The organism is Fictibacillus enclensis (genome assembly GCF_030123385.1).
Taxonomy (GTDB): Bacteria; Bacillota; Bacilli; order Bacillales; family Fictibacillaceae; genus Fictibacillus_C; species Fictibacillus_C enclensis.
Window position 1 is genome coordinate 3,152,751 of the sequence record NZ_CP126109.1, and the last position, 25,599, is coordinate 3,178,349.

A 25,599-nucleotide genomic window follows, 5' to 3' on the forward strand; every position below is an offset into this window, starting at 1 on the left:
CACAAAATATATAATTCCTATCACTATACTATGAATTAAATCGTTACAAGTTACAATTTATCACAGAAATCCGCAATAATCAATGAAACGGCGCTTCCATTCTTACCCTTTTAAAAACACATAAGAAAAGCCGGAGGGAGGCATTGCGCCTCCCCACCGGCTTTAATTAAATTCCCTGTTATTGTTTTTTTACGCTTGTTGGCTTCCAGCCTTTTCCGTCTTCCCATTGAAGTTGAACCTCATATCGGGATCCGTCGGCTTTTGAAAGGACTCGTCCGACCGATTTATCCGGTCCTCCGCCGTTACCCAGCCAAAGGATGGTCATTTGATCTTCAGGAATTCCTGAAGCATAGGAAAGAGCTTTTGTCTGTTCGCTCCAGTCTGAGGATCCTTTGTCATACGATTTTGTATGCTCACCGGTTTGAGATGTGCCAACCGGATCCCAAGGACCTTCAGGACCGCCTTTCGCCTTATCTTCCGATTTTTCTTTGTCAGCGGCTTCTTTATCCTTGTCTTCACTATCTTCTTTTTTGGAAGCATCCTTATTCTCATCAGCAGCCTCACTGTCATTCTTATCTTCAACAGCGATCGACGAATCATCGTTCTTATTTGAATCTTTATTTACAGAAGAAGACTGATCTTTCTTGTCGGCTGAATGATTTGATGATGTTGTCTGGCTGCTGCCTCCGTTTATAAAAATGCTTGCTCCCACTACCACGATTAATAATAGCACGACTCCAATTGCTATATTTAGCACTCGATTTTGTTTTCGTTTCTCAAAACGAGAACGGTACTCTTTTCTTCCCATACTTACCTCCTCAAAACTATGCCTACATCAATTTTACCACGATAAACGAATTCGACAAGTTTGAGATTTTGCGTATGTCGAGTGCCTTATTTATTTTTTTTATCATTTTTGTAAATTTGTTTTACGATGTCTGAATAAGCGGAAAGGACCCCATTGGTTCCTCCTTTATAGTCCAGATCGACAATGACCAGTGCGTATTTCGGCTGGTCTGCGGGAAAGTAGCCGGAAAACCATTTATTGGATGTTTTGGAGTCACCCTTTTCGGCTGTACCCGATTTTCCTGCAATCTTATACGGCAGCCCATTTAAAGCACGTCCTGTTCCTTTTGGGTTGGTGACCACCCCGCGCATGAGCATTTGCAGCTTCTTTGCTGTATAGGGCTCAATCTTGTTTTCCTTTTTGTGATCAGAAAAAGAAAGAAACGTTGTTCCATTTTTATACTCAATTTCTGTTGCCGCTTTAACTTCCTTTACCGTGCCGCCCCGTGCAATGGCCGCAACCATGTTGGCAACCGAGAGCGGTGTTACTTGAACATCTTTTTGCCCGATCGCCGTTTGCGAGACTGCCAGCGGGACTTTTTTGTCAGAAGAAGCACCCCATATGTTTCCTGTTTCTTCTTCCGGAAACTGTGAAAAATCCGGATAATGGTATACTTGTCCCCTCCATCCGGATGTTCCGGTCAAGCCAAGCTTTCCTGAATATTCATCGATCATTTTTGGATCTTCTTTCATTATTTCATTGGCCAGCAATCCAAACGTCCGATTGCAGCTTTGGGCAAAGCTCTCTGAAAAATCAAGCGTTCCAAGTGCGTGTTTTGCCTCTTTTCCGTCAATACCGAGGTTACAGTCAAATGTTTTCCCGCTTGCAAGATCTTGATGCTCGATGGCAGAAGCTGCCGTTACGATTTTAAATACAGAGCCTGGAGCATGCCGGCTCAGCATTTGATTTTTCATTAAACCGGACGTATACGGGACACTTACCATACCGAGAAGTTCATTCTTCTCGATATCGAGCAGCACAGCCCCTCCCTTTTTGATACCACTCGCTTTTACCGCCTTTTCCATTATCCCCTGGAGGGTACTGTCGATTGTCGTTTTAACGCTTACCGGGTAAAAAGGATTCGATGGAGACAAATACTTGACGTCCAGCCCGAATAACGGGGAACCTGAACGGTCCACATGATAGATTAATTTCGTCTCCCCCTCAGAAATCAAAAAAGGGTCAAACGCCTGCTGCAATCCGGTTTTTCCTATTTTGGTATTAATGGTAATTGTCCCCTTGTTCAGCTTGTCGGGGTATTTTTTCTTAATGAATTCCGGTGCCTGTCCGGTGACTCCCAGCAACGCACCGGCAAAGGGAGAGTGCTTCGTTCGGGAGATGTATTGAGCATAAACACCTGGGAGCTGCAGTCCATTAATTTCTTCCATCGCCTCCTGCGTGATCTGATCCTGATCATCGGCGATGACAAAGGGCTCCTCATGGTCTTTCAGGGCGCTTTTGATTTCTTCGGTTGGCTTTCCCAGTATGTTTGCCACCTTGTCAATGGTACCTTTTTGGTCCTGGATAAATGGAAATAAGATGATCGCCGGTTTCAATTCAGCTGAAATCATTTGGCCTTTGCGGTCGAGCAGCAAGCCTCTTCCTTCATTGATCATAAAAGAATGGGTTCGCTGTCTGACACTCTCATCGATTAAATTAATGTTATGCTTTGAAAAAGATTCTGTAGAAATGAGCTGGATTTGAATCAGCCGCCCCACCAGCAAAAACAATGCCGCAAGAAACAAAGCGCCTGCAATAACTATTCGTTTACGGATCCTTTTCATGGAGACCACCTCACTCCCAGTGTGGTCGCGCGAAGGAATTATTAAACGGTTCAACATAAAAAGACGCCAAGCTTGAGCTTTGGCGCCTTGAGTCATTTATTTTACTTCTATGATTCTGACACTAATTTCTCCGCCAGGAGTCTGAACTGAGACCTGCTCTCCTACTTTCTTGCCGAGCAAGCTTTTGGCCATTGGAGAATCATTGGAGATTTTGCCTTCAAACGGATCCGCTTCGGCACTTCCGACAATCTTGTACGTTTCTTCATCACCATCGGGCAGCTCAAGGAACTTGACCGATTTTCCGATGGAAACCACATCTCCGGCAGCTTTGTTTTCTTCGATGATTACAGCATCACGAATCATTTTTTCCAACTGAACAATCCGCGCTTCAACGAAAGCTTGTTCATCTTTGGCTGCATCGTATTCCGAGTTCTCAGAAAGGTCGCCGAAACTGCGGGCAATCTTGATACGTTCTACAACTTCTTTTCTTTTTTCAGTTTTTAATTGCTCTAGTTCGTTTTCAAGCTTTTGCTTACCCTCAAGTGTCATATAATGCTTTTTCTCTTCTGACATACTGTATTCACTCCTTCAATTAATCAGTACCCTGATAACTATATATGTTGTCTAATAGATCGGATATGTATAGTGGATGCTTACACCTTACTAAAAAATAAAGCGCTTGCCAAATTTTTTACTTCGCAACATCCAGTATACGAGCAAAAAATGAGGGCTCGGCCTCATTTTTTTAATATTGCTTTTTCTTCAAGGATCGTTTGAATTTTGGTTACCATCAAATCAATGGCTACCCGGTTTTGTCCGCCTTCAGGGATGATGATATCCGCATATCGTTTGGTTGGCTCAATGAATTGATTGTGCATCGGGCGTACAACCGATGTATATTGATCGATCACTGATTCAAGTGTTCGTCCCCTGTCACGTGTATCTCTGACCATTCGTCGGATGATGCGTACATCGGCATCTGTATCGACAAAGAGCTTGATATCCATCAGATCTCTGAGACGCTCATCTTCCAATATCAAAATTCCTTCAAGAATGATAACATCTTTCGGTTCAACTGGGATAATTTTATCACTTCTTGTATGCGCTGTATAGTCATAAACGGGTTTTTCGATGGATTTAAATTCCAAAAGAGCATTTAATTGTGAAATTAATAACTCATTATCAAATGCCAAAGGATGGTCATAATTTGTTTTCAAGCGCTCATCCATTGTTTTATCGGATTGGTCTCTGTAATAGGAGTCCTGTTCAATGATGAGAATCGACTGATCGGCAAACTGGCGGTAAATTTCTTTCGCTACAGTTGTTTTTCCGGAGCCCGATCCCCCGGCTACCCCAATGACAATCGGTTTTTGTACCATTTTCTTTCTCCTTCCGAAATCTCTAACGCTGCTGGTTATCTTTTTTAATGCTGATGCCCAGGCCATCTCCTACTGGCAAAATGGCAGTTGTATATCCATTGTGATTCATAAGAAATTCATTGTAGGAACGTATTTTCCGGACGAGGGAAGCCAGCCTCCTGGTCCCTGGATGAACATCGCCGGTCACATATCCCTTAAACAGAATATTATCTGAAAAAATGATGCCTTCTGGCCGGAGAAACTCTCCATAACTTTCAAAAAAACGCTGATACTGGCCTTTAGCTGCATCAATAAAGACCACATCATAAGGTGCCTTTTTTCCGGCTTCAGCGACCAATTCGTTGGCATCGCCAAACAATACTTCAATTCGTTCAGAAAGGTCAAATTCTTTTATATTTTGAAGTGCCAGCTCATAGCGTTCCGGGTCTCTTTCAATCGTAACGATAGACACATCCGGCAAGGCTTCAGCCATTCTTATCGCTGAATATCCGATAGCCGTTCCCACTTCCAGTATTTTTTGGGGTTGTATCATCCGAAGCTGCTGCAGCAGAACTTCAATGCCCACGAGCTCCATAATGGGTACACCGTGTTCTTTGGCGTACTCCTCTATCTTTTGAATACGAATATCCCGACTGGGTATTAATTGTTCAATATAATTCTGGACTTCCTGTGATATCAAGGCTATGCCTCCTTACTTAACCGAAACATTATATCATAAAAACAACCTGTCATGTTTTCTTTTTAGTTTTTCCTGCACGTTCCTGCCATTCATGTCGGTATTTCTGAACGATTCTTTTATGCTCGTTATATGTTTTTGTATAGATGACTTGTCCGTTTGGACGTGCATAAAAAAAGTAATACGTTGTTTGTTCAGGATTCAATGCCGCTATAATCGCTTCTTCGCCCGGGGAAGCAACCGGACCAATAGGCAGCCCCTTGTACTTGTAAGTATTATAAGGAGAATCCACTTTCAGCTCTTTGTAGAGAACCTGCACTTTAAAGCTCTTGCGGGCATATTTAACCGTCGGGTCGGAATCAAGCTTCATCCCTTTTTTAAGCCTGTTATAAAATACGCCTGATATTTTGGGACGGTCTTCAGGCCGCTGGGCTTCTTCTTCAATCATGGACGACAACGTGAGAATTTCGTATGGTTTCTTGCCGCTCTTTTTGACTTCTTCCTGATGGCCGTCCATTACTCTTTGCGTTTTCTGCACCATTTTTGTGATGACGGCTTTAACATCCGGTTGCTTTTCATCAAACTCGTATTTGGCCGGAAACAAGTAGCCCTCGAGCGGATAGTATATTTTTTTGTTGTATACTTTATTGTCGATCACAGGAAACTGCTTTTGGAGTTCTTTGACAAATGCCGGATCATTTATCGTCTTCATAACTTCTTCTTTGCTTTTGCCGGTATTTTTCGCAATCACTTCTGCTATCTGCGGAACAATAAATCCTTCCGGTATGGTAAACGATGTTTCAGGATGGCGGTATACTTTTCCGTTTTTAAGAGCAGCGATTAATTGGTCCATGTTCATGGAAGGATTAAGGTCATAGACTCCGGCTTGTAAGTTCCCATTTTCTTTGGTCTTGGCATACACCTGAAAGACCAGACTGCTTTTGATCAGGTTGTTTTTTTCCAAAATCTTTCCGATCGTTGAGACAGAAGAACCGATGGGTATATCAACGGTTACATCCTTTTTATTTCCTGCATCGGCAGGGCCGAGCGCATCTTTAATATATGTATAGCCAAAAATAGCAGCCGCTGCCAGCAGCACTATAATGACGGCCAGGACTGTAAGTACTCTTTTCTTTCTCTTTTTCTTACCGAAACCTGTTGGACCGCCGGGAACACCATTATATTGTGACACCTTTTTCTCCCCTTTCATCTGCTTCATTATACTGATAAGTAATTTTCATGTCTAGTTTCCATAATAAAGAAACAGAAAACAGCATGAATCTTCAAATCTCTAGTGTACTGGTATAGTCATTTAGTATGTTCAATTTGCATAAAAAAAGCAGCTAAAGTTTACCTTTAGCTGCGAAGTCGTTTTATTCTTCTTCATCCTGAAATGCGTTTAAGGTTTCTTCAATCATCTGCCACTCTTCATCTGTTTCCAGAGGGAAGAGCTCGATATCGTCTTCGCCTTCTCCTTTGTCCTCAAAGCGGAAAGGGAAAACTTCCTGCTCGTCGCTATCATCTTCCTGATCTTCGCCTGCCGGTACAAGAAGAATGTAAGAATGGCCGGTTGGCGTTGTGCTGCCATCAATCGTCATCAGCACTTCAAATAGATTCTCTTCTCCGTTTTCACCTGGGATAATAATGTGTTCTTTTTCTTCGTTTGCCATTTGATCACCTCATTTTTTTAATTGACGGCTGTCCAAATATCCTTGAAGGATTAAAACCGCGGCCATTTTGTCGATGACCTGTTTTCTCTTCTTCCGGCTGACATCAGCAGAAATCAGCATTTTTTCAGCAGCCATCGTCGTCAGACGCTCGTCCCATAATACCACAGGCAGCCCGTACCTGGCTTCTGCCTTATTGGCAAATTCCTGACACGCCTCCCCGCTCGGACCAATGGATCCGTTCATATTTTTGGGCAAGCCGACCACAATTTCTTTCACATCATACTGTTTAATCCAATCGCCAATACGTTCAAAAACTTCATCGGGCTGATGCGGTTTCCTTCTGACCGTTTCGATTCCCTGAGCTGTCCAGCCCATCTCATCGCTCACAGCCACTCCTACCGTATGGGATCCTACATCCAGTCCCAAAATCCGGGTCATCAGAGAGAATCCTCTTTCTTTGTGTCAAGATAGGATTTAACCAGTTCCTCAATCAGTTCATCCCGCTCAATCTTTCGAATCATGGTTCTTGCATCCTTGTGGCGGGGAATATAAGCTGGATCTCCTGATAACAGGTAGCCTACAATCTGATTGATCGGATTGTATCCTTTTTCCTGAAGTGCCTCATACACTGAAAACAGCACTTTTTGGACATTGGGATCCATTGAATCGTCATGAAAGTTAAACTTCATTGTTTTGTCCATAGAACTCACGGCCAACACCTCTTTCTCTAGCTTCTCCCTTTATATCCTCATTGTACCCTTAATAGGGGGATTAGGAAACAGATTTCACTGCTTCTGCTACGTATTCCAGGGCAGCATCAAGTTTTTCAGGGTCTTTTCCACCTGCCTGCGCCATATCCGGACGGCCACCGCCCCCTCCGCCACAGCGTGAAGCCACCTCTTTTACAAGTTTTCCTGCGTGATAGCCTTTTGGGATCAAGTCCTTGGTTACTCCCGCGACAATATTCACTTTATCATGATTTACCGCACCAAGTACGACAATTCCACTTGAAAGTTTATTTTTCAAATCGTCAACAATGGAGCGCAGACCATTCATGTCCGCAGCATTAACCTTTTTCACGATCACCGGAACACCATTGATTTCCACTTTCTCGTTGATCAGGCTTCCTGCTTCGAAATTGCCGAGCTTCGCGGATAATGCCTCTTTTTCCCGCTGGAGCTCACGCACCTGGTGCTGCAGCGCTTCTATACGGCTCGGAACTTCTTTTGCATTGGTCTTCAGCAAAGCTGCAGAGTCACGCAGTGTCTGGACTTGTCCCTTCATGACCTGATAGGCTTCCTGTCCGGTTACAGCCTCAATCCTTCTTGTACCGGCACCAATGCCAGTCTCTGAAAGAATTTTAAAGAGGCCGATCTCCGAGGTGTTCTGCACATGGCAGCCGCCGCATAATTCCAGGCTGTAATCGCCAATTTGAACGACTCGAACCACTTTTCCGTATTTCTCACCGAATAAGGCCATCGCTCCCATCGCTTTTGCTTCCTCAATCGGCTTTTGCATTTTATCCACAGAAATGGTCTTCCAGATCTTCTGGTTGACAATATCTTCAATGCTGTCGATTTCTTCCTGTGAAATGCTGCCGAAATGGGAAAAGTCGAATCGAAGCCTTCCAGGTGCCACAAGGGAACCTGCCTGGTTCACATGAGTACCGAGAACATCCTTCAGCGCTTGATGCAGCAGGTGGGTAGCCGTATGGTTTTTCACAATAGCCGCACGTTTTTCAGTATCAACCTGAGCGACAACTTCTATTCCGTTGCGAAGGTTTCCTTGTTTTACAACGACGGTATGGAGATTTTGTCCATTCGGTGCTTTTTGAACATCCTTAACAAACAGCTCCAGTCCTTCGCCTGTAATCGTGCCCTGGTCAGCAACCTGGCCTCCGCTTTCCGCATAAAACGGAGTAATGTCAAGAATGACCTGGCCTTCTTCTCCCTCGGCAAGGATATCGATGCGCTCTCCGTTTTGCAGGGTTTCCAATACTTTTGATGTGCTCTGCTCTTCGTCATAGCCCACAAAATCGCTGTGTGCTTTGATGTCGCTTAACACACCGGCCTGCACCTGCATGGAATCCACATCCTGACGTGCCGAACGGGCTCTCTCACGCTGGCCTTCCATTTCTTTTTCAAATCCTGTACGGTCGACTTCCATGTTATGATCTGCAGCATATTCTTCAGTCAGTTCAAACGGGAAGCCAAACGTATCATAAAGCTTGAAGGCATCTTTACCTGAAACTGTGCTGCTTCCGGCTGCTTTTTCCTTTTTGATGACTTCTTCAAGGATCGCAAGTCCTTCATTGATGGTTTCATGGAATCGCTCTTCTTCGTTTTTAATGACGCGCTGGATAAACGGCACTTTTTCTTTTACTTCCGGATAATAGTCCACCATGATATCTGCTACGGTTGGAACAAGTTCGAACATAAACGGACGGTCAAGTCCAATCTGCTTCGCAAAGCGAATGGCTCTTCTGATCAGGCGGCGTAGAATATACCCTCTGCCTTCATTTGATGGAAGTGCATTGTCAGATACAGCAAAGGCAACGGTACGGATATGGTCAGCAATCACTTTGAACGCGGTATCCGCTTCCTTTGATTGGCCATACTTGCTGCCAGAAAGCTTTTCCGTTTGCTGAATGATCGGAATAAACAAGTCCGTGTCATAGTTCGTTGGAACGTCCTGAATAACAGAGACCATCCGTTCGAGTCCCATTCCGGTATCAATGTTTTTCTTTGGAAGCGGTGTGTACGTTCCGTCTGGATTATGGTTGAACTCGGAAAATACCAGGTTCCATACTTCGAGGTAACGGTCATTTTCCCCACCCGGGTACAACTCAGGATCATTTGCATCACTGCCGTATTTTTCTCCTCGGTCGTAGAAAATTTCTGTATTCGGTCCGCTTGGCCCTTCTCCGATATCCCAGAAGTTCCCTTCCAAACGAATAATGCGTTCTGGCGGCACCCCTACGGTTTTGTTCCAAAGCTCATAGGCTTCATCATCTTCCGGATGGATAGTGACTGAGAGTTTCTCTGAATCAAAACCGATCCATTTTTCACTGGTCAAGAATTCCCAGGCCCAGATGATCGCTTCTTTTTTGAAATAATCACCGATGGAGAAATTTCCGAGCATTTCAAAGAACGTATGGTGGCGTGCGGTAACCCCCACATTTTCAATGTCATTCGTACGGATTGATTTCTGAGCGTTAACTATTCTCGGGTTTTCCGGAATCACCCGGCCGTCAAAATACTTTTTAAGGGTAGCAACCCCACTGTTGATCCACAAAAGTGACGGGTCTTCATAAGGCACAAGGGAAGCGCTCGGCTCCACACTGTGGCCCTTCTCCTGGAAAAAATCAAGAAACATTTGTCTTACTTGAGCAGACGTTAAAGTTTTCATCTTTCCACTCTCCTTTCATTATTAGAAAAAGCGGTAGCGCCCTGTTCTGCCAAAATAAAAAACTCCCGTTCCTGATTCTGCATCAGGGACGAGAGTTGTTATCACGCGGTACCACCCTGGTTATGATTTAAGCTGAACACCGAAATCATCACCTTATGTAAACCGTAACGGGGTTTCACCGGCAGGGATTAACTGCACTCGGGAGTAGCTTTCTGTCTTTCCTTTTAGAAACCTTACAGCCGGGGGTTTCCTCTCTTGGAAAAGGGTCAAAACATACTTATCTCCATCATCGTTTTGCTTTATCTAGCAGTAGTATAATTCCTTCTAGGGCATCTTGTCAATCTTGGCTCGCAGCCGGTGGTTCCGTATATGCACAATAATAACCTTCATGATTGAAAACACAGGCACAGCCAGGATCAGCCCGGCCACCCCTCCGATTTCACCGCCAGCCAGCAGCGCCATAATGATCAATGCGGGATGGATGTGAAGGCTTTTCCCCACGATCAGCGGACCCAAAATGTTTCCTTCGATGAATTGCAAAACCAGCATGATGCCGGCCACAATGAGAACCATTTTAACAGAAATGGTAAACGCGATGAAGATGACCGGTACAGCGCCAAGAATGGGCCCAAAATACGGAATAATATCCGTGATAGCAATAATAATCCCCAATATAATGGGATACGGCATACCGGCGAGCCACAGTGCAAGCATAGCGGCAGCCCCAAGAAGCGTTCCCACAAATAATTGCCCCCGGATGTAACCTCCCAGCGAACCATCAATTTCCTTGAGAACCTGTCTTCCTTCTCTTCTCCACTTCTGCGGCGTCAAGTACCAGCATACCCGTTTAATGCCGTCAATATCCTTTAAAAAGTAAAAAACAAGGAAAGGAATAATGATGAGTACAAAAAAATAATCCACAAGTTTTTTAATAGAGCCAATGACATTGGCTGCGCTTTTCTGCAAATAACGTTCACCTGAATGAATATAATCCTCAATTCTGAGGTGAATGGATTTCGGAAGGCTTGCTGTATGATGATCCACTTCAAGCAGCCAGCTTTGATACGTTTTTGATATGGTGGGAAGATTAGACGCCAATTCCCTGATCTGAAGGATCATATAGGGTATTCCTTTGTATAGGGCATAACCAGTTCCGCCGAAAAAAAGCAGGTAAATGCACAAAATGGATATGCTGCGCGGCATGCCCTTCCGATGAAGTATTTCCACCAGCGGATGAAGTAAATAGGTGATGAAAACGGCAATAAAAAAAGGAAACAGCACGGCTTTTAGAATCGTAAGAACAGGAGCCCAAAAAGGGGCCAGTTTCAACAGCAGCCAGCCGCAAAGAAACAGCAAAACGAGAAGAGATAAACGGATGATCCACTTTATGTAATTCTCCCGCTGCATGGTATCACCTCCTCCCTTATTGTTTCCTCCTGTCCATTTTTCATGTAAGAAAAGGAAAAGCTCAACCCATCAAAAAAGCCCATGCTTCTAAGCATGGACTTTCTTTTCATTAATAAATGGCTTTTGCCAGTCTTTTACGCAGTCGTCGTACGCGTTTTGAGGACAGAATATCATCCATCCCCATAAAGCTCATCCCGTTTTTCCGGGATTTCATTCCGTAGATAGCTGCCCAAAGACCGAGGGCAAGTACGGGTTTTATATAGCTGTTCATTGAAGTCACCAACCCTTTTATCAAGTTAGCCTGCTTATTGGACATCCGCCTTGTAGGACAAATCTTGATCCTCAAACAGATCATCCAGCGAGGTCAAGCTGCCATCCTCTTCCACCTGGTGAAGGGACAGTGTGCCATTTACAATGGATAATTCAATAAAGCAGTTCCAGCAATAATACTGATTAGCGCCGATCTTGCCGATATCCTTACGGCTGCAGTTGGGGCATTTCAAATGTGGGGTCCTCCTTTATAGCACTATCGTACAAAAAGTGACTGCTTTCCGATATGCAACGGCTCATGCGAATAAATCAGCGATCGTCCATCCGTCCAGTCCGAAAACAATCCTTTTGATACCTCAATGGCTACAATCCTGCCCCAATCCTTTGAAAAGTATACATCCTCAACCACCGCTTCTGTCTCTCCATCCTTGGATAAGAGAGCCTGCTTCAGCAGGCAGCAAGGATGTTTTTCCATCCGGAATGTTCCTTTTGAATAGGAAGGCACCCTGGATGGTCTGCAGCTGCAAAGCAGAACGGAGTCCTCCTCCTGAATCCTGGCTGACGCATACGGCAGATACGCTTTCCGGAAGAAAAGGCTGTTTCCGCATAAAATGAAGCCCAGCACATTTCCCCTTGAATCTGTCAGTATATCTTCGACTTTACCGATGGTTTTTCGGTTAGCCGAAAGAACAGCTTTTTTCCCTTTTAAAAATGAAAATGTTCGCAAAGTAACCCCCACCCTTCCGAACATCCTTATCATCCCACCTCTGTCAGGGATTCATGCTTGAAAGGTTTTCCATCTGATATTGAGTCAGCCGGTCCCTCAGACGGGAAAATCTGGACGCTTCATCATTTCTTTGGACTGCCAGTTCAAAAGCAGATTCTTCCCCGCACAGGATTAAAAACTCCCGACTCCTTGTAATGCCGGTATAAATTAAATTCCGTCTCAGCATACGGAAATAACTTTTTACAACAGGCATGATGACAATGGGAAATTCACTCCCCTGGGATTTATGGATGGAACAGCAGTAGGCGTGAGTAATGTGATGAAAATCAGAGCGTGTATAAACCACTTCCACTTCATCAAACGCCACAACGAGCTGGTCTTCTTTGTCCGTTGTTTCTTTAGCATAAATGATCGATACTATTTCACCCATATCCCCGTTGTACACAAGGTCTTCCGGCTGGTTAACGAGCTGAAGCACTTTATCTCCGACCCGATAAACTACCTGCTGGATGTTTAGTTCGCGCCTTTGCGGTGAAGGCGGATTAAATAATTCCTGTAGTTTTTGATTCAGGATATCGATGCCCGCGTTCCCGCGATACATGGGGGCGAGTACCTGAATATCCCGGGCCGTATATCCCTTTTGACGCGCGTTTTGACACACCTGCTTAACCACTTCCATCACCTGATGGGTCTGGCATGAAAAGAAGCTTCTGTCCGACTTTCTCTTTGCAAGGTCGTTTGGAAGAACACCGTTTTTCATATGATGAGCGAGTTCAATGATGGAAGACCCTTCGGCCTGCCTGTATATATCCTTCAATTCAACCGTCGGTATGACTTTCGAAGAAATGAAATCGCGTAATACCTGGCCGGGACCGACAGAAGGCAGCTGATCTTCATCTCCCACAATCACCACTTGAATATTTCCGGGCACTGCTTTAAAAAGGGCATGCGCAAGCCAAATATCCACCATGGACATTTCATCCACTATCAGGAGTTTGCCTTCAAGCGGATTTTCATCGGTATGTTCAAAGCCCGCTCCGCCCTTCCAGCCGAGCAGCCTGTGGATGGTGAATGCTGGGATGCCTGTTGATTCCGACATCCGTTTGGCGGCACGCCCGGTCGGGGCAACAAGAAGCACCGGAAACGGCTCATCTTTTTTATATGAGGCTGGATCAAGCGAAACGCCATGAAGCTCCGCATAGACTTCCACGATCCCTTTAATGACCGTTGTTTTCCCGGTTCCAGGTCCTCCTGTAAGAACCATAAGCGGCGAAAAAATGGCCGTTTCAATCGCTTGTTTTTGCGAAGGGGCATATTGAATACCGAGCCGCTCTTCAAGCTCACCCAACGCCTTTAAAAATTCCGCCTGCGGAAACGCTTCTTTATATTCTTCCTGTCCGGCAATTCCTGTTACCGATTCAGCCAGCCCTTTTTCGGAAAAGTAAAGAGACGGCAAATACAGCCGGTCTTCTTCCATCATCATTTTTTTGTCTTCCCGAAGCGCTTCGATTTCACGGAAAATATCGCTGTCACTAATAGGCGCTTCCCCATTTGTCAGCAATTTTTTCACTTCATCCAGCACAAAGTCTGCAGGCAGATAAACATGCCCTGCATCGGTTCCCCTTTCCTGAAGAACATAAAGACAGCCCGCTCTGATTCTTTCAGGGTGGTTATAGGACAGTCCGATCCCTCTTCCGAGTTCGTCTGCCCGCTGAAAACCGATGCCTTCAATATCGTAGATGAGCTGATACGGGTTGTTTTGGATAATATGAAGGGCTTCTTCCTGATAGGTTTGGTAAATTTTCATGGACAGCTGAGGTCCTATACCAAAGGGATTCAGAGTGATCATAACTTGTTCGAGACCCTGATGTTCAACGAGAGCATCGTACAGGTTTTTCGCCTTTTCCTCATTCAACTGCGGAATTCCATTGAGAACATCGGGATTTTCCAGAATGGAAGATAGCGCATTTTCTCCCAGATGGTCCACAATGGCCTGTGCCGTCTTTTTGCCAATGCCATGAAACAAATCACCCGATAAATATTGAACCATACCTTCCTTCGTCTGTGGTATGTCTTTGCGAAATTGCGTTACATGGTATTGCTTGCCGTACTTTGGATGTTCTTTAAAATGCCCAAAGAAAATATAACGGTCATCCTGGTAAAGCGGCGGGAGGATCCCGGTAATGACGGCTTCTTTTTCGTCATACGCCTCATTAGTCTCATGAACACGTATGCGGGCTACGGTGTACAGGTTTTCCTTATTAAAAAAAATAGTTGTAATCAACGTGCCCTTTACATATTTTGCTTGTTCATCGAATAAATCGAAAGAAGACTGTTTATCCATCATTTGTCTCCTGACTTCATAATAATTCTGGCATTAAACCAGCTCTTAGTTCAGTATGTTTTCCACATTTTTTTTGCCATTCGCTGCAAGGTAGTGATCCGGCTGGATAGACAGCGCCTGATTAAAAGCCTCGAGTGCCTCCTGCGGTTTGTCAAAATAGACGTAGCCTACTCCAAGGTTATAAAACGCATCCGCATGCTTTGGATTGTTTGCGGTCACCCTTTGAAACACGTCTACAGCCTCATTGACCTGTTCCATCTGAGCGAGACAGAGTCCATACTGAAATAGCGATTCCACGTCATTGCTGTCCAGTTCTGTGGCACGCAAAAAGTGCGGAAGCGCGCGCCTTTGTTCGTTATTCTGAACGTAGCACATGCCGAGCATAAAATAGACATCGCCTTCCTGGATTCCTTTTTGCAATGCCTGCTGAAAACAGTGTGCTGCCTCCGGATACCGTTCAAGCTCATAGAGCGCGATCCCCATGCTGTACCATGCTGTACCTGCCTCGGGATCAAGCTGAAGCGCCTTTTCAAAAAAAGCAATAGCTTTTTCATACTCATGAACAGCGGAAATCAGGTTTCCGTAATTGATGTAAAGGACCGGATTATCCGGCTCCTGTTCAATCTGCTGTTCCAGTTTTCGTGCGGTTTCTTCCAGTTTTCCCTTTTTTAAATAATCCTGTTCCACTTGTTTTTGTTTCCTCCTGAATCCTTATACTGTTTAAAGTATAACAAAAATTTGTTCTTGAAGAAAAAACCAGTCCACGATCATACATGGACTGGTTTTTATCTTTTTACAGATAAGAAATAGGTTCGCCGTTTTTGATTACTTCATCGATGGTGGCACCGCCAAGGCAGATGTCTCCATCATAGAATACAACCGCCTGTCCGGGTGTAATCGCACGTTGTGGTTCATCAAAGACCACATGCAGCTTTCCGTCATCAAGAAGGTTAACGGTTACTCCTTTATCGGGCTGCCGGTATCTGAATTTTGCTGTGCAATGGAATGTTTTTTCCATTGGCTTATTGCTCATCCAGCTTGGCTGAACAGCGGTCAGGCTCTCACTGTAGAGCGATTCATGATCAAAGCCCTGCTCCACAAACAAAACATTTTCGGTCAAATCCTTGCCGACAACAAACCAGGGTTCGCCGCTTCCACCGATCCCGAGGCCATGCCGCTGGCCAATGGTATAGTACATCAGACCATCATGCTTTCCTTTGAAGTCACCATCGAGGGTTCGCATCTCACCGGGTTTTGCCGGAAGATAATTGCTTAAAAAATCTTTGAAATCACGTTCTCCAATAAAACAAATTCCTGTGGAATCCTTTTTCTTGGCTGTTGCCAATCCTGCTTCTGCAGCCATTTGACGGATTTGAGGCTTGTTCAATTCTCCGATCGGAAACATTACTTTTTCAATCTGTTCCTGGGAGAGCTGATTCAAAAAATAGGTTTGGTCTTTGTTTTCGTCCACGCCGCGCAGCATTTTTACTTCGCCGTCTTGTTCGGCTACACGCGCATAATGGCCGGTTGCCACAAAGTCAGCCCCCAGACTCATCGCATGATCCAGAAATGCTTTAAATTTGATCTCCTTGTTGCAGATCACGTCAGGATTTGGTGTTCTTCCTGCTTTATATTCTTCAAGGAAATAGGTAAATACCTTGTCCCAATATTCTTTCTCAAAATTGACCGCATAATAAGGTATGCCGATCTGGTTGGCTACAGCAATGACATCATTGTAATCTTCAGTGGCGGTGCAGACCCCGAACTCGTCGGTATCATCCCAGTTTTTCATAAAGATGCCGATTACATCATATCCTTGCTGTTTAAGCATCAATGCCGCAACAGAGGAGTCGACCCCACCGGACATCCCGATGACGACTCTTGTTTCTGCAGGTGATTTTTCGTGTCTTGTTGACATTTCATCACCCCCCTTTCTTTACAAATGAGAGTGTACCTCATTTTTGCAGGCGTTTCACTATTTTTGCTGTCTCGTACGCTGTTTTCTCAATTTGCTCCTTCGTATTGTTTAAACCAAAGCTGAAACGGATCGAATTCTTTGTCCGCTCTGTCTTCCCAAACATCGCCGTAAGAACATGGGACGGCTCGACCGAACCTGCAGTACAGGCTGAACCGCTCGATGCTGCAATTCCCGCGAGGTCAAGATTAACAAGCATCACTTCTGTTTTCACGCCAGGAAAGCTGACATTCAAGATATGAGGCAGTCCATGCTCCGGATCGCCATTGACCTGAAAATTAATGTCTTCTTTTATTAAAATTGCAAGCATTGCTTCCTTATACGCCAGATACGCAGCAGCTTTCTCTGCACCTTGTTCCATCATAATAGAAATAGCCTTCGCCAGGCCGGCAATCCCCGCCACGTTTTCTGTTCCTGCTCTGCGTTTCCGCTCTTGTTCTCCACCGAAGGATGAAGGTGCAATCGCAACTCCTTCCCTGATATAAAGAAAACCGGTCCCCTTTGGTCCATTGATTTTGTGTCCTGATATGCTGAGCAGATCAACCTTCAGTTCATCCACATTCAGTGGCAGAACGCCATAGGCCTGAACCGCATCGGTATGAAAATAGGCCTGATGGCATTCAAGAAGTTCACCTATGGCCGGTATATCCTGAACCGTACCGACCTCGTTATTGCCATACATGATCGTGACAAGCACGGTATCCTCACGCAGTGCTTCCTTCACATTCTGCAATGAAATCCTTCCCGTTTCATCAACGGGAAGGTACGTTACCTCAAAGCCCTGCCGTTCCAGCTCCTCACATGCATGAAGCACGGCATGATGCTCAATTTGAGTGGTAATGATATGGTTGCCGCGTTCCTTGTTGGCATAGGCAATCCCAAAAATAGCCGCGTTATCCGCCTCGGTGCCGCCGCTTGTAAACATGATCTGATTGGGTGCCGCACCAATACTTTTCGCAGCCATTCTTCTTGCTTCATCCAGAAGCTGGCGCGTTTTTCTGCCAAACTGGTGAATGCTTGAAGGATTTCCGAAGTACTCAGTAAAATAAGGCATCATTTCCTGAACCACTTCGGGATGAATCGGTGAAGTTGCGGCATGGTCTACATATATAAGGTCCATTAGACCACCTTCTTTCTTAGTTGACTAGATATAAAACATGTATGCATCCTGGCTGGCATCTCCTTCATAGTTTGCCAAATCATCCAGGGTTGTATTATCAAGAACATCCTTTACGGCATCGCGGATTTTTATCCAAAGATCCCGCTTTGCCGGCTCTTCATCATCCATGAGTTCTACCGGAGTAATCGGGCCTTCAAGCACACGGATAATGTCACCTGCTGTAATTTCTTTGGCATCCTGGGCCAGAATGTAGCCGCCGTATGCTCCCCTGATGCTTTTAACTAAACCCGCGTTTCGAAGGGGAGAAATCAGCTGTTCCAAATAATGCTCAGACAAATTATGTTCTTTTGCGATCAATTTTAAAGCAATCGGCCCTTCACCTTGCTTTTTTGCCAAAGCCATCATGATGGTTAACCCGTATCGTCCTTTTGTTGAGATTTTCATAATACACGCTCCGTTCTATCCAATAATTAACGATTTTTCTGCAAACCGGAAGCGTAAATCCTACAATGCTCCCGATCGTGACACAAAACAGTATGGTTCCAAGTGAGATCGGCCCTTTAAGCAGCCAACCTCCGGTTAAAACAAATAGTTCCATCGCCAGCCGGATATGTGAAATTTTCTTTCCCGTTTTCTCCGTTAATGCCAGCATTAAGCTGTCACGGGGACCGGCACCACAATCGCATGCGATGTAAAATCCCATTCCAAACCCATTGATAACAAGGCCTGCCGCAAGCATGGCAATCGCGCCAATGACCGACTCGGGTGTTTTGAAGAAGGGAATAGCCATAAAGATATCAATAAAAATCCCAACAAAAATCATGTTAAGAAAAGCGCCCACCTGCGGCCATTTTTTCGTTAGCCAGGAAGTAGCTCCAAGAATCAGGAACCCCATTATGATGGACCAGGTGCCAATCGACAATCCGAATTGATAATACAAACCAATATGTAAAACGTCCCAGGGCGCGCTTCCGAGGTTGGTTTTAATCATCAGCGAGACGCCAAATGACAAGAGAACGAGTCCCATAAAAAATACGAGCCATTTGACAAAGAAAGGCTTTGCATCGGGATTAACTATTTTCATTAGTATTTCCTTCCCTTTGTCCATTTTTGCACATAAACCCAAACTATTATAGCACGAAAAAGCTAATTCTTGCATTCAAATGACCGGTATAGTACCTTTTGGTTACCAGTCATAACGGGTTAAGGTTCTTTAGTACAGGAGGAAATTATGGATTTATTCAGTGACCATCAATCTTATGAAAATAAAACCATGGGGCCGCTTGCAAGCCGGATGCGCCCCCGATCCATACAGGAATTTATCGGACAATCACATATTGTTGGCGAAGGGAAACTACTGCGGCGGGCCATTGAAGCGGATCAGCTGACACCCATGATATTTTTTGGCCCACCAGGCACTGGCAAAACCACGCTGGCCAAAATCATTGCCAATTCCACATCTGCCTTCTTCGAGCAGTTGAATGCTGTTACATCAGGAGTGGCAGACATCAAACGGGTAACCGGGGAAGCCAAAGAACGGCTGGTCATGGACGAGAAGAAAACAGTTCTGTTCATCGATGAAATTCACCGGTTCAATAAAAGCCAGCAGGATGCGCTGCTTCCCTTTGTGGAAGATGGCACTGTCATTCTGATCGGCGCCACCACAGAGAGCCCCATGTTCGAAATCAATCCCGCCCTGCTGTCCAGGTCAAGGCTGTTCCGGTTTGAACACCTGACCGATGACCATATCCGCAACGTTCTTCTCCGGACACTCGAAAATACCGAGAGGGGCTACGGAAAATACAACATTGAGATCGAGGAAGACGCCCTCTCCCATCTTGTCTCTGTCGCAAATGGTGATGCAAGGACCGCCTTGAATGCACTGGAACTGGCCGTACTCACCACCAAACCCGATTCATCAGGGAAAATCCGCATCACCCTCGGGATCGCGGAAGAAAGCATTCAGCAGCGCGTGCTGCAGTATGACAAGAAGGGCGATAATCATTACGATACGATTTCGGCATTCATCAAGAGTATCCGGGGTTCTGACCCGGATGCCGCCCTTTATTGGCTGGCCAAAATGATCTATGCAGGCGAAGATCCAAGATTTATCGCCCGAAGAATCTACGTTCATGCAGCAGAAGATATCGGACTCGCAGATCCAAACGCTCTTCTCGTTGCACAGGCTGCAGCCTACGCAGTGGATTTTGTCGGAATGCCCGAAGCACGCATCCCTTTGGCGGAAGCCGTTGTTTACCTTGCAACAGCTCCCAAGAGCAATGCAGTCATCATGGGGATCGATAAAGCCATGCAAGCTGTTAAAAATGAAAAGAGCGGCCAGGTTCCCATCCACCTGCGTGATGCCCATTACAAGGGTGCGAGCGAGCTTGGACATGGCAAGGAATATAAATACCCTCATAACTACCCGGACGGATATGTGGTCCAGCAATACTTGCCTGACCATTTAAAGAACAAGAAATTTTATGATCCCACACCCAGAGGGTTTGAAAAAAATATTCAGAAGCGGCTTGATTATTTTAATGACCGGAAGCGCAAAGAAACCTAAATCTATCACTCTGTTAAGGCAAACTAGCAAATTTTTGAAATGACGTATAGAATCCTCTTCTTTTGCTCAAAATGAGAACATAAACTCGTACTTTATGAATCAAGGAGAGGATATATATGATGAAAATAAGACAGGACGCCTGGTCAGAGGAAGATGATCTTCTGCTTGCCGAGACGGTTTTGCGCCATGTCCGAGAAGGCAGCACACAGCTTCATGCCTTTGAAGAGGTTGGCGATAAACTTGAACGCACAAGCGCTGCTGTCGGCTTTCGCTGGAATGCCATTGTCCGGAAAAAATACGAACAAGCGTTAAAGATTGCGAAAAAACAGCGTAAGGAACGACAGAGAGCCCTTGCCAAGGGACAGCAAAACAAGCCGAAAACCATCGTTAAACCGCCAAAGCCTGCGGATGATGAAGTATATCATCCTGAAGAGTTCTTTAAAACGCCGTATACGGCTCCGGCTATACAAAGTTCCTTGCAGGAACCATCCTATCAGCCGGATGTTCCTGAGGTTCAAACAACCTATCAATCTCAAGGACAGTCATTAACGCTTGATGAAGTTATTCGTTATCTTTCTGATATTAACCGTAACGGTCTTGCCAGCGGGCGTATGGAGGATGAAAATACAGCCCTGAAGCGCCAGAATGAGGACCTTTTTCACCAAAACCAAAAATTGTCGTCGCAGCTGAACACACTTGAAAAAGAATTCGCTGGAATGAAAGAAGACTACCAGGCACTCCTGGAAATCATGGATCGTGCCCGAAGAATGGTTCTCCTGCAGGATGATGCCGGCGACAACCAAAGCTTCCGCATGGATAAGAACGGAAACTTGGAAAAACTTGCAAAATAAAAGAAGGACTCATGTGAGCCCTTCTTTTTTTAATGCATTCGGTTAATCTTGATTTGATGGCTTTCAAGTAAGGTGTTTACAACATGTCCGGCCATAAACAATCCGGAAACCGACGGAACAAAGGAGTTTGAGGATGGAGGCATTTTTGCCTTCCTGATTCCCGGCGCATTTTCCGGCACAATTTTCTCTCGGATTTCTTCTCTGATCTGAACAGGAATTTCATCCGAGAACACAACGGTGACTCCCTTATGGATTCCTTCTTTTCGAAGGCGCTGACGCACCACCCTGGCGATTGGATCATAGCTGGTTTTGGAAATATCGGTGATGCGAAGCCGTGTTGGATCCAGCTTGTTGGCCACACCCATACTTGCAATGATCGGTATTTTTCGATTCAGGCACTCTTTGGCGAGATGAACTTTGTACGTAATCGTATCTGAAGCATCCACAACAAAATCCAAATCATAGTCAAAAAATTGTTCGTACGTTTCTTCAGTATAGAACATTTCAAGTGCGATAACTTCGCACTCCGGATTAATATCTGCAATCCTCTGTTTCATAAGCTCTACTTTCGATTGGCCCACCGTGGAGAGCAACGCATGGATCTGCCGGTTCACATTAGTGATATCCACTACATCTTTGTCTACGAGAATCAGTTTTCCGATACCTGCTCTTGCCAGCGCTTCGGCTGAAAATGATCCTACCCCTCCTATGCCCAGAATCCCTACGGTACTTCCTTTTAAAGCAGCCAGCCCGTCTTCTCCGATGGCCAGCTCATTTCTGGAAAATTGATGTAACATTTGTCTTTCTCCTTTCTATAAAAAGAAGTTGTTTCACAGCACAACTCCTATAGGTTCAAAAATCGTACTTTCATTAGTCCTTAAAAAGGATATCCCATTTTTACAATGAGTACAACTGTTATTCATAAGCAAAGCCAAAAAACAGCAAAAAACCCGGACATTCGTCCGGGCTGTTATTTACATTCATTTTAAATAATGCTGATGAGAGTCCCAACTGTGCCGTCACTTCCTAAGTTTTGAACCTGCTCTCGCAGGTGGGTGCCCTGTTCGGCAATTAATGCGTCCCCTGCAAGGAGGCATGCACGCTTTGTCAAAACACCAGCTCCCGATTAAAAAGTGTTGGCTCAAAACATTCGGTATTAACGAACACATCAGGACTCTTATTGGAATAAATCATATCACATCCAATAGGGTAAGACAAGAGAATACACCCTCATTATTTAAATTTTCTAACAGTTCCAACTTCTTTCCTATGCCTTTTGTCCAGCTTCTTCACCAAGTTTTACAGCCAGGTGAAGTTCGTTTAATTGCTTCTCGCTGACGGTGGATGGAGCATTGGTCAAAAGGTCGCTGGCACTTGCCGTTTTCGGGAAAGCAATGGTGTCGCGCAGGTTGTTCCTACCGGCCAGAATCATGACGAGACGGTCCAATCCAAGTGCTATTCCTCCATGTGGAGGCGTTCCATATTCAAAGGCATCCATGAGGAAGCCAAACTCTTCTTTTGCAGCCTCTTCTGTAAATCCGAGGGTTTTGAACATTTTCTCCTGAATGTCTCTTTGATAGATACGTTGAGATCCTCCGCCAAGTTCATAACCGTTCAGCACCAAGTCATAGGCCTTCGCACGAACCTCTCCAGGATTGCTTTCAAGGAGCTCTAGATCTTCATCCTTCGGCATCGTAAATGGATGGTGAAGAGCGACATAGCGGTCTGCATCTTCGTCAAATTCAACAAGCGGGAAGTCTACCACCCAAAGGAAATTCAACTGGCTATCATCAATCAGGTTCAAGTCCTTACCGAGTTTTAAGCGAAGTGCTCCAAGAGAATCGGCCACTACCTGCTTGCTGTCAGCCACAAACAGGAACAGGTCCCCGGCTTCTCCTTCAAGAGCCTGAATCAATCCCTGCTGTTCTTCTTCATTGAAGAACTTGGCGATCGGGCCTTTCAGCTCGTTTTCCTCCAGCTTCAGCCACGCAAGGCCCTTGGCTCCATACCGCTTGACGAAATCGGTGAGAACATCAATATCCTTACGAGAATAGTTCGCTGCTTGGCCCTTTACATTCAGCGCCTTAACTTCTCCGCCGCCTTCCACTGTTGAAGCGAAAACTTTAAAACCGCATGATTTTACGAGCTCGGAAACGTTAAGCAGCTCCATTCCAAAACGAGTGTCAGGTTTGTCTGATCCATAGCGGTCCATCGCTTCTGCATAAGTTAAACGAGGAAGCGGCGTTTGAACCGAAAAGCTGCGGACTTCCTGAGCAAGCTGTACCATCAGTTCTTCCATCATAGCCATAAGTTTTTCCTGACCGAGGAAAGATGTTTCAATGTCAATTTGAGTAAATTCAGGCTGACGGTCTGCGCGCAAATCCTCGTCACGGAAACAGCGGACAACCTGGAAGTAACGTTCAAATCCAGAAACCATCAAAAGCTGTTTAAACAGTTGCGGTGACTGAGGAAGAGCATAAAAGTGACCCGGATGCACACGGCTTGGCACAAGATAGTCACGTGCTCCTTCAGGTGTACTCTTTGTCAGCATTGGTGTTTCAATTTCCATAAACTCCTGAGCATCAAGAAAATCGCGAATCGTTTTTGTAATACGATAGCGGAGTTTCATCGTATCCTGCATGGCCGGCCTTCTTAAATCAAGATAGCGGTATTTCAGGCGAACGTCTTCATTAATGTCATTGTCCTCTGAAATGGAGAATGGAGGCGTTTTGGCACTGTTAATGATTTGAAGTTCTTTTCCCAAAACTTCAATTTTGCCGGTTGGTACATTCTCATTCACGGTTCCTTCCGAACGGGAAACAATAGTCCCCTTTACACTCAACACAAATTCGCTTCTTACTTTTTCAGCAATGTCGAGTGCTTCCTTGGACACCTCCGGGCTGAAGACTACCTGTACCTGACCCGAACGGTCGCGAAGATCAATGAAAATCAATCCTCCAAGATCTCTTCTCTTCTGCACCCAGCCGTTAAGGATGACTTCCTCTCCGACATGCTGTTCATTCAATATTCCGCATTGATGCGTTCTTTCTGCCATGCTGAAACTCCTCCTCAAATTTGCTTCAAAATATATTGTGTTACTTCTTCAAGCTCAACTTCAGTCTGATTGCCGGATTCCATCTCTTTCACGGAGATGACTCCATTGGCCAGTTCATCGTCACCCAGCACGGCAACAAACTTGGCGTTTGTCCGGTCTGCGGCTTTAAACTGGGCTTTCATTTTTTTATCCATATAGTCTTTGTCTGCTTTCAAGCCTGCTTTACGGAGTTGATACAGAATGGATGGTGCCTTCTCTTTTGCCGATTCTCCCATCGCGACCAGATAGCAGTCCAGTGAATCTTCAATGGGAAGTGTTACCCCTTCTGCATCAAGGGCCAGCAGCAAACGTTCAAGGCTCATCGCAAATCCGATCCCCGGTGTAGCCGGTCCGCCAATTTCTTCAGCCAATCCGTTGTATCGGCCGCCGCCGCTTAAGGTTGTAATCGCACCAAAGCCTTCTGCATCACTCATAATCTCAAAAGCGGTATGATTGTAATAATCCAATCCCCGAACAAGTGTCGGATCAATCACAAAATCAATACCCATCGCTGTCAGCGTCGACTTTACTGTTTCAAAGTAATTTCTTGATTCTTCATTCAGATAATCATGAATGGAAGGAGCCGTCTTCATCAGTTCGTGATCACGGTCCTTCTTACAGTCCAGAATCCTGAGGGGATTGGTTTGCAGACGGTTTTGGCAATCATGGCAAAACTCGCCGATACGTGGTTCAAAATGAGCCACGAGCGCATCTCTGTGCGCTTTCCTGCTCTCTTTATCACCCAATGTGTTCAGAACCAGACGCAGACGTTTTAACCCAAGTTCTTTATAAACATCCATGGCCAGCGCCATTACTTCTGCATCGATGGATGGATCGTCACTTCCCATGGCTTCAATGCCAAACTGAACGAACTGACGGTATCTCCCTGCCTGCGGCCGCTCGTAGCGAAACATCGGCCCGATATAATATAGCTTGGTCGGCTGCTGAGGGAGCCCAAACAGTTTGTTTTCCACATAGGATCTCACTGTGCTTGCCGTTCCCTCCGGCCGAAGTGTAAGGCTTCTTTCACCTCTGTCCGTAAAGGTATACATCTCTTTTTGGACAATATCCGTTGTGTCCCCGACACTTCTCAAAAAGAGTTCGGTATGTTCAAAGATTGGTGTCCGAATCTCCTTATAGTTATACCTGCTGCAAATCTCTCTAGCTTTGTTCTCTACATACTGCCATTTCTCAACGGTTCCCGGTAAAATATCCTGTGTTCCTCTTGGAATTTGATATCCCATCGCCCATCCTCCTTGTATCAGTCATCATTCATTTTCATTTGATTAGAAAAATAAAAAACTCCCGTCCCTATTATTATCGTGATAATAATAGGGACGGGAGTTACATACCCGCGGTGCCACCCTGGTTGAAGCATACGCTTCCGCTCAAATGCAAGTAACGCCTGCATGCGTCCAACTCTACTGGGGTATGGTTCATTTTCCGTTCGAATTGAAACCTCAGGAGTGTCTTTCACTAAA

25 protein-coding genes, 1 other RNA gene and 2 other annotated features (1 of these 28 cut by a window edge) are annotated in these 25,599 nt (G+C 45.2%); of the genes, 2 read left to right on the forward strand and 24 right to left on the reverse strand.

What is annotated here, in order from left to right; genetic code table 11:
* Window positions 1-178: 178 nt before the first annotated feature.
* From QNH15_RS16630 to QNH15_RS16725, 20 genes are all read right to left on the reverse strand, one after another.
* A complete protein-coding gene (locus QNH15_RS16630; RefSeq protein WP_061972706.1) occupies window positions 179-808 on the reverse strand; it encodes a YrrS family protein in 630 nt (209 codons plus the stop codon).
* Between the two features lie 86 nt (window positions 809-894).
* Window positions 895-2,631: a peptidoglycan D,D-transpeptidase FtsI family protein gene (locus tag QNH15_RS16635; RefSeq protein WP_283889385.1), complete on the reverse strand. Its 1,737-nt coding sequence runs from the start codon at window positions 2,629-2,631 to the stop codon at window positions 895-897.
* A 96-nt stretch (window positions 2,632-2,727) separates the two neighbouring features.
* Window positions 2,728-3,204, reverse strand: coding sequence for a transcription elongation factor GreA (greA, locus tag QNH15_RS16640; protein ID WP_061972701.1), 477 nt, complete (start codon window positions 3,202-3,204; stop codon window positions 2,728-2,730).
* A 164-nt stretch (window positions 3,205-3,368) separates the two neighbouring features.
* Window positions 3,369-4,010, reverse strand: coding sequence for a uridine kinase (gene udk, locus QNH15_RS16645; protein ID WP_283889386.1), 642 nt, complete (start codon window positions 4,008-4,010; stop codon window positions 3,369-3,371).
* A gap of 22 nt (window positions 4,011-4,032) precedes the next feature.
* Window positions 4,033-4,689, reverse strand: coding sequence for an O-methyltransferase (locus QNH15_RS16650; RefSeq protein WP_283889387.1), 657 nt, complete (start codon window positions 4,687-4,689; stop codon window positions 4,033-4,035).
* 49 nt (window positions 4,690-4,738) lie between these two features.
* Window positions 4,739-5,878 carry an endolytic transglycosylase MltG gene (mltG, locus tag QNH15_RS16655; RefSeq protein WP_283889388.1) on the reverse strand — a complete coding sequence of 380 codons (1,140 nt, stop codon included), beginning with the start codon at window positions 5,876-5,878 and terminating at the stop codon, window positions 4,739-4,741.
* A gap of 181 nt (window positions 5,879-6,059) precedes the next feature.
* Window positions 6,060-6,356: a DUF1292 domain-containing protein gene (locus QNH15_RS16660; RefSeq protein WP_061972691.1), complete on the reverse strand. Its 297-nt coding sequence runs from the start codon at window positions 6,354-6,356 to the stop codon at window positions 6,060-6,062.
* A 9-nt stretch (window positions 6,357-6,365) separates the two neighbouring features.
* On the reverse strand, window positions 6,366-6,794 hold the full coding sequence (gene ruvX, locus QNH15_RS16665) for a Holliday junction resolvase RuvX (protein WP_061972688.1): 429 nt from the start codon (window positions 6,792-6,794) through the stop codon (window positions 6,366-6,368).
* Entirely contained in the window at window positions 6,794-7,066 is a 273-nt protein-coding gene (locus QNH15_RS16670) for an IreB family regulatory phosphoprotein (protein WP_061972686.1), read from the reverse strand. Before QNH15_RS16670 ends, ruvX begins: the two co-directional genes overlap by 1 nt.
* Window positions 7,067-7,127: 61 nt before the next feature.
* Window positions 7,128-9,764 carry an alanine--tRNA ligase gene (gene alaS, locus QNH15_RS16675; protein WP_283889389.1) on the reverse strand — a complete coding sequence of 879 codons (2,637 nt, stop codon included), beginning with the start codon at window positions 9,762-9,764 and terminating at the stop codon, window positions 7,128-7,130.
* A gap of 81 nt (window positions 9,765-9,845) precedes the next feature.
* Window positions 9,846-10,063, reverse strand: a binding site (T-box leader).
* A gap of 25 nt (window positions 10,064-10,088) precedes the next feature.
* The gene (locus QNH15_RS16680) at window positions 10,089-11,171 is read right to left on the reverse strand and encodes an AI-2E family transporter (protein WP_283889390.1); all 1,083 of its coding nucleotides are present in this window, start codon (window positions 11,169-11,171) and stop codon (window positions 10,089-10,091) included.
* Between the two features lie 109 nt (window positions 11,172-11,280).
* Window positions 11,281-11,466 (reverse strand): DUF3918 family protein, encoded by a 186-nt coding sequence (locus QNH15_RS16685; protein ID WP_283889391.1) that lies wholly within the window; start codon window positions 11,464-11,466, stop codon window positions 11,281-11,283.
* Window positions 11,467-11,476: 10 nt separating this feature from the next.
* The gene (locus QNH15_RS16690; protein ID WP_283889392.1) at window positions 11,477-11,674 is read right to left on the reverse strand and encodes a hypothetical protein; all 198 of its coding nucleotides are present in this window, start codon (window positions 11,672-11,674) and stop codon (window positions 11,477-11,479) included.
* Between the two features lie 23 nt (window positions 11,675-11,697).
* Window positions 11,698-12,168: a PRC-barrel domain-containing protein gene (locus tag QNH15_RS16695; protein ID WP_283889393.1), complete on the reverse strand. Its 471-nt coding sequence runs from the start codon at window positions 12,166-12,168 to the stop codon at window positions 11,698-11,700.
* 43 nt (window positions 12,169-12,211) lie between these two features.
* Complete coding sequence (recD2, locus tag QNH15_RS16700) at window positions 12,212-14,512, reverse strand: SF1B family DNA helicase RecD2 (protein ID WP_283895613.1); 2,301 nt, start codon at window positions 14,510-14,512, stop codon at window positions 12,212-12,214.
* Between the two features lie 45 nt (window positions 14,513-14,557).
* On the reverse strand, window positions 14,558-15,199 hold the full coding sequence (locus QNH15_RS16705) for a tetratricopeptide repeat protein (RefSeq protein ID WP_283889394.1): 642 nt from the start codon (window positions 15,197-15,199) through the stop codon (window positions 14,558-14,560).
* A gap of 106 nt (window positions 15,200-15,305) precedes the next feature.
* Entirely contained in the window at window positions 15,306-16,430 is a 1,125-nt protein-coding gene (gene mnmA, locus QNH15_RS16710; protein ID WP_283889395.1) for a tRNA 2-thiouridine(34) synthase MnmA, read from the reverse strand.
* Between the two features lie 37 nt (window positions 16,431-16,467).
* Window positions 16,468-17,607 carry a cysteine desulfurase family protein gene (locus QNH15_RS16715; RefSeq protein WP_283889396.1) on the reverse strand — a complete coding sequence of 380 codons (1,140 nt, stop codon included), beginning with the start codon at window positions 17,605-17,607 and terminating at the stop codon, window positions 16,468-16,470.
* 24 nt (window positions 17,608-17,631) lie between these two features.
* Window positions 17,632-18,051: a cysteine metabolism transcriptional regulator CymR gene (gene cymR / locus QNH15_RS16720; RefSeq protein ID WP_061972664.1), complete on the reverse strand. Its 420-nt coding sequence runs from the start codon at window positions 18,049-18,051 to the stop codon at window positions 17,632-17,634.
* Entirely contained in the window at window positions 17,984-18,691 is a 708-nt protein-coding gene (locus tag QNH15_RS16725; RefSeq protein ID WP_283889397.1) for a YczE/YyaS/YitT family protein, read from the reverse strand. The genes cymR and QNH15_RS16725 overlap by 68 nt, the downstream gene beginning before the upstream one ends.
* A 147-nt stretch (window positions 18,692-18,838) precedes the next feature.
* Between QNH15_RS16725 and QNH15_RS16730 the strand changes: the two genes are divergently transcribed.
* A complete protein-coding gene (locus QNH15_RS16730; protein ID WP_283889398.1) occupies window positions 18,839-20,173 on the forward strand; it encodes an AAA family ATPase in 1,335 nt (444 codons plus the stop codon).
* A gap of 116 nt (window positions 20,174-20,289) precedes the next feature.
* Window positions 20,290-21,024 carry an RsfA family transcriptional regulator gene (locus QNH15_RS16735; RefSeq protein ID WP_347343348.1) on the forward strand — a complete coding sequence of 245 codons (735 nt, stop codon included), beginning with the start codon at window positions 20,290-20,292 and terminating at the stop codon, window positions 21,022-21,024.
* Between the two features lie 29 nt (window positions 21,025-21,053).
* Here QNH15_RS16735 and QNH15_RS16740 read toward each other — a convergent pair whose 3' ends face one another.
* The 4 genes from QNH15_RS16740 to hisS all read right to left on the reverse strand — a co-directional run bounded on the left by QNH15_RS16740 (window position 21,054) and on the right by hisS (window position 25,362).
* A complete protein-coding gene (locus tag QNH15_RS16740; RefSeq protein WP_283889399.1) occupies window positions 21,054-21,821 on the reverse strand; it encodes a tRNA threonylcarbamoyladenosine dehydratase in 768 nt (255 codons plus the stop codon).
* Between the two features lie 203 nt (window positions 21,822-22,024).
* A non-coding RNA gene (ssrS, locus tag QNH15_RS16745) (6S RNA) lies at window positions 22,025-22,202 on the reverse strand.
* Window positions 22,203-22,291: 89 nt separating this feature from the next.
* Complete coding sequence (aspS, locus tag QNH15_RS16750; protein ID WP_283889400.1) at window positions 22,292-24,079, reverse strand: aspartate--tRNA ligase; 1,788 nt, start codon at window positions 24,077-24,079, stop codon at window positions 22,292-22,294.
* 14 nt (window positions 24,080-24,093) lie between these two features.
* Window positions 24,094-25,362, reverse strand: a complete 1,269-nt coding sequence (gene hisS / locus QNH15_RS16755; protein WP_283889401.1) for a histidine--tRNA ligase — start codon at window positions 25,360-25,362, stop codon at window positions 24,094-24,096.
* Between the two features lie 86 nt (window positions 25,363-25,448).
* Window positions 25,449-25,599, reverse strand: a binding site (T-box leader); it runs 85 nt beyond the window's last position.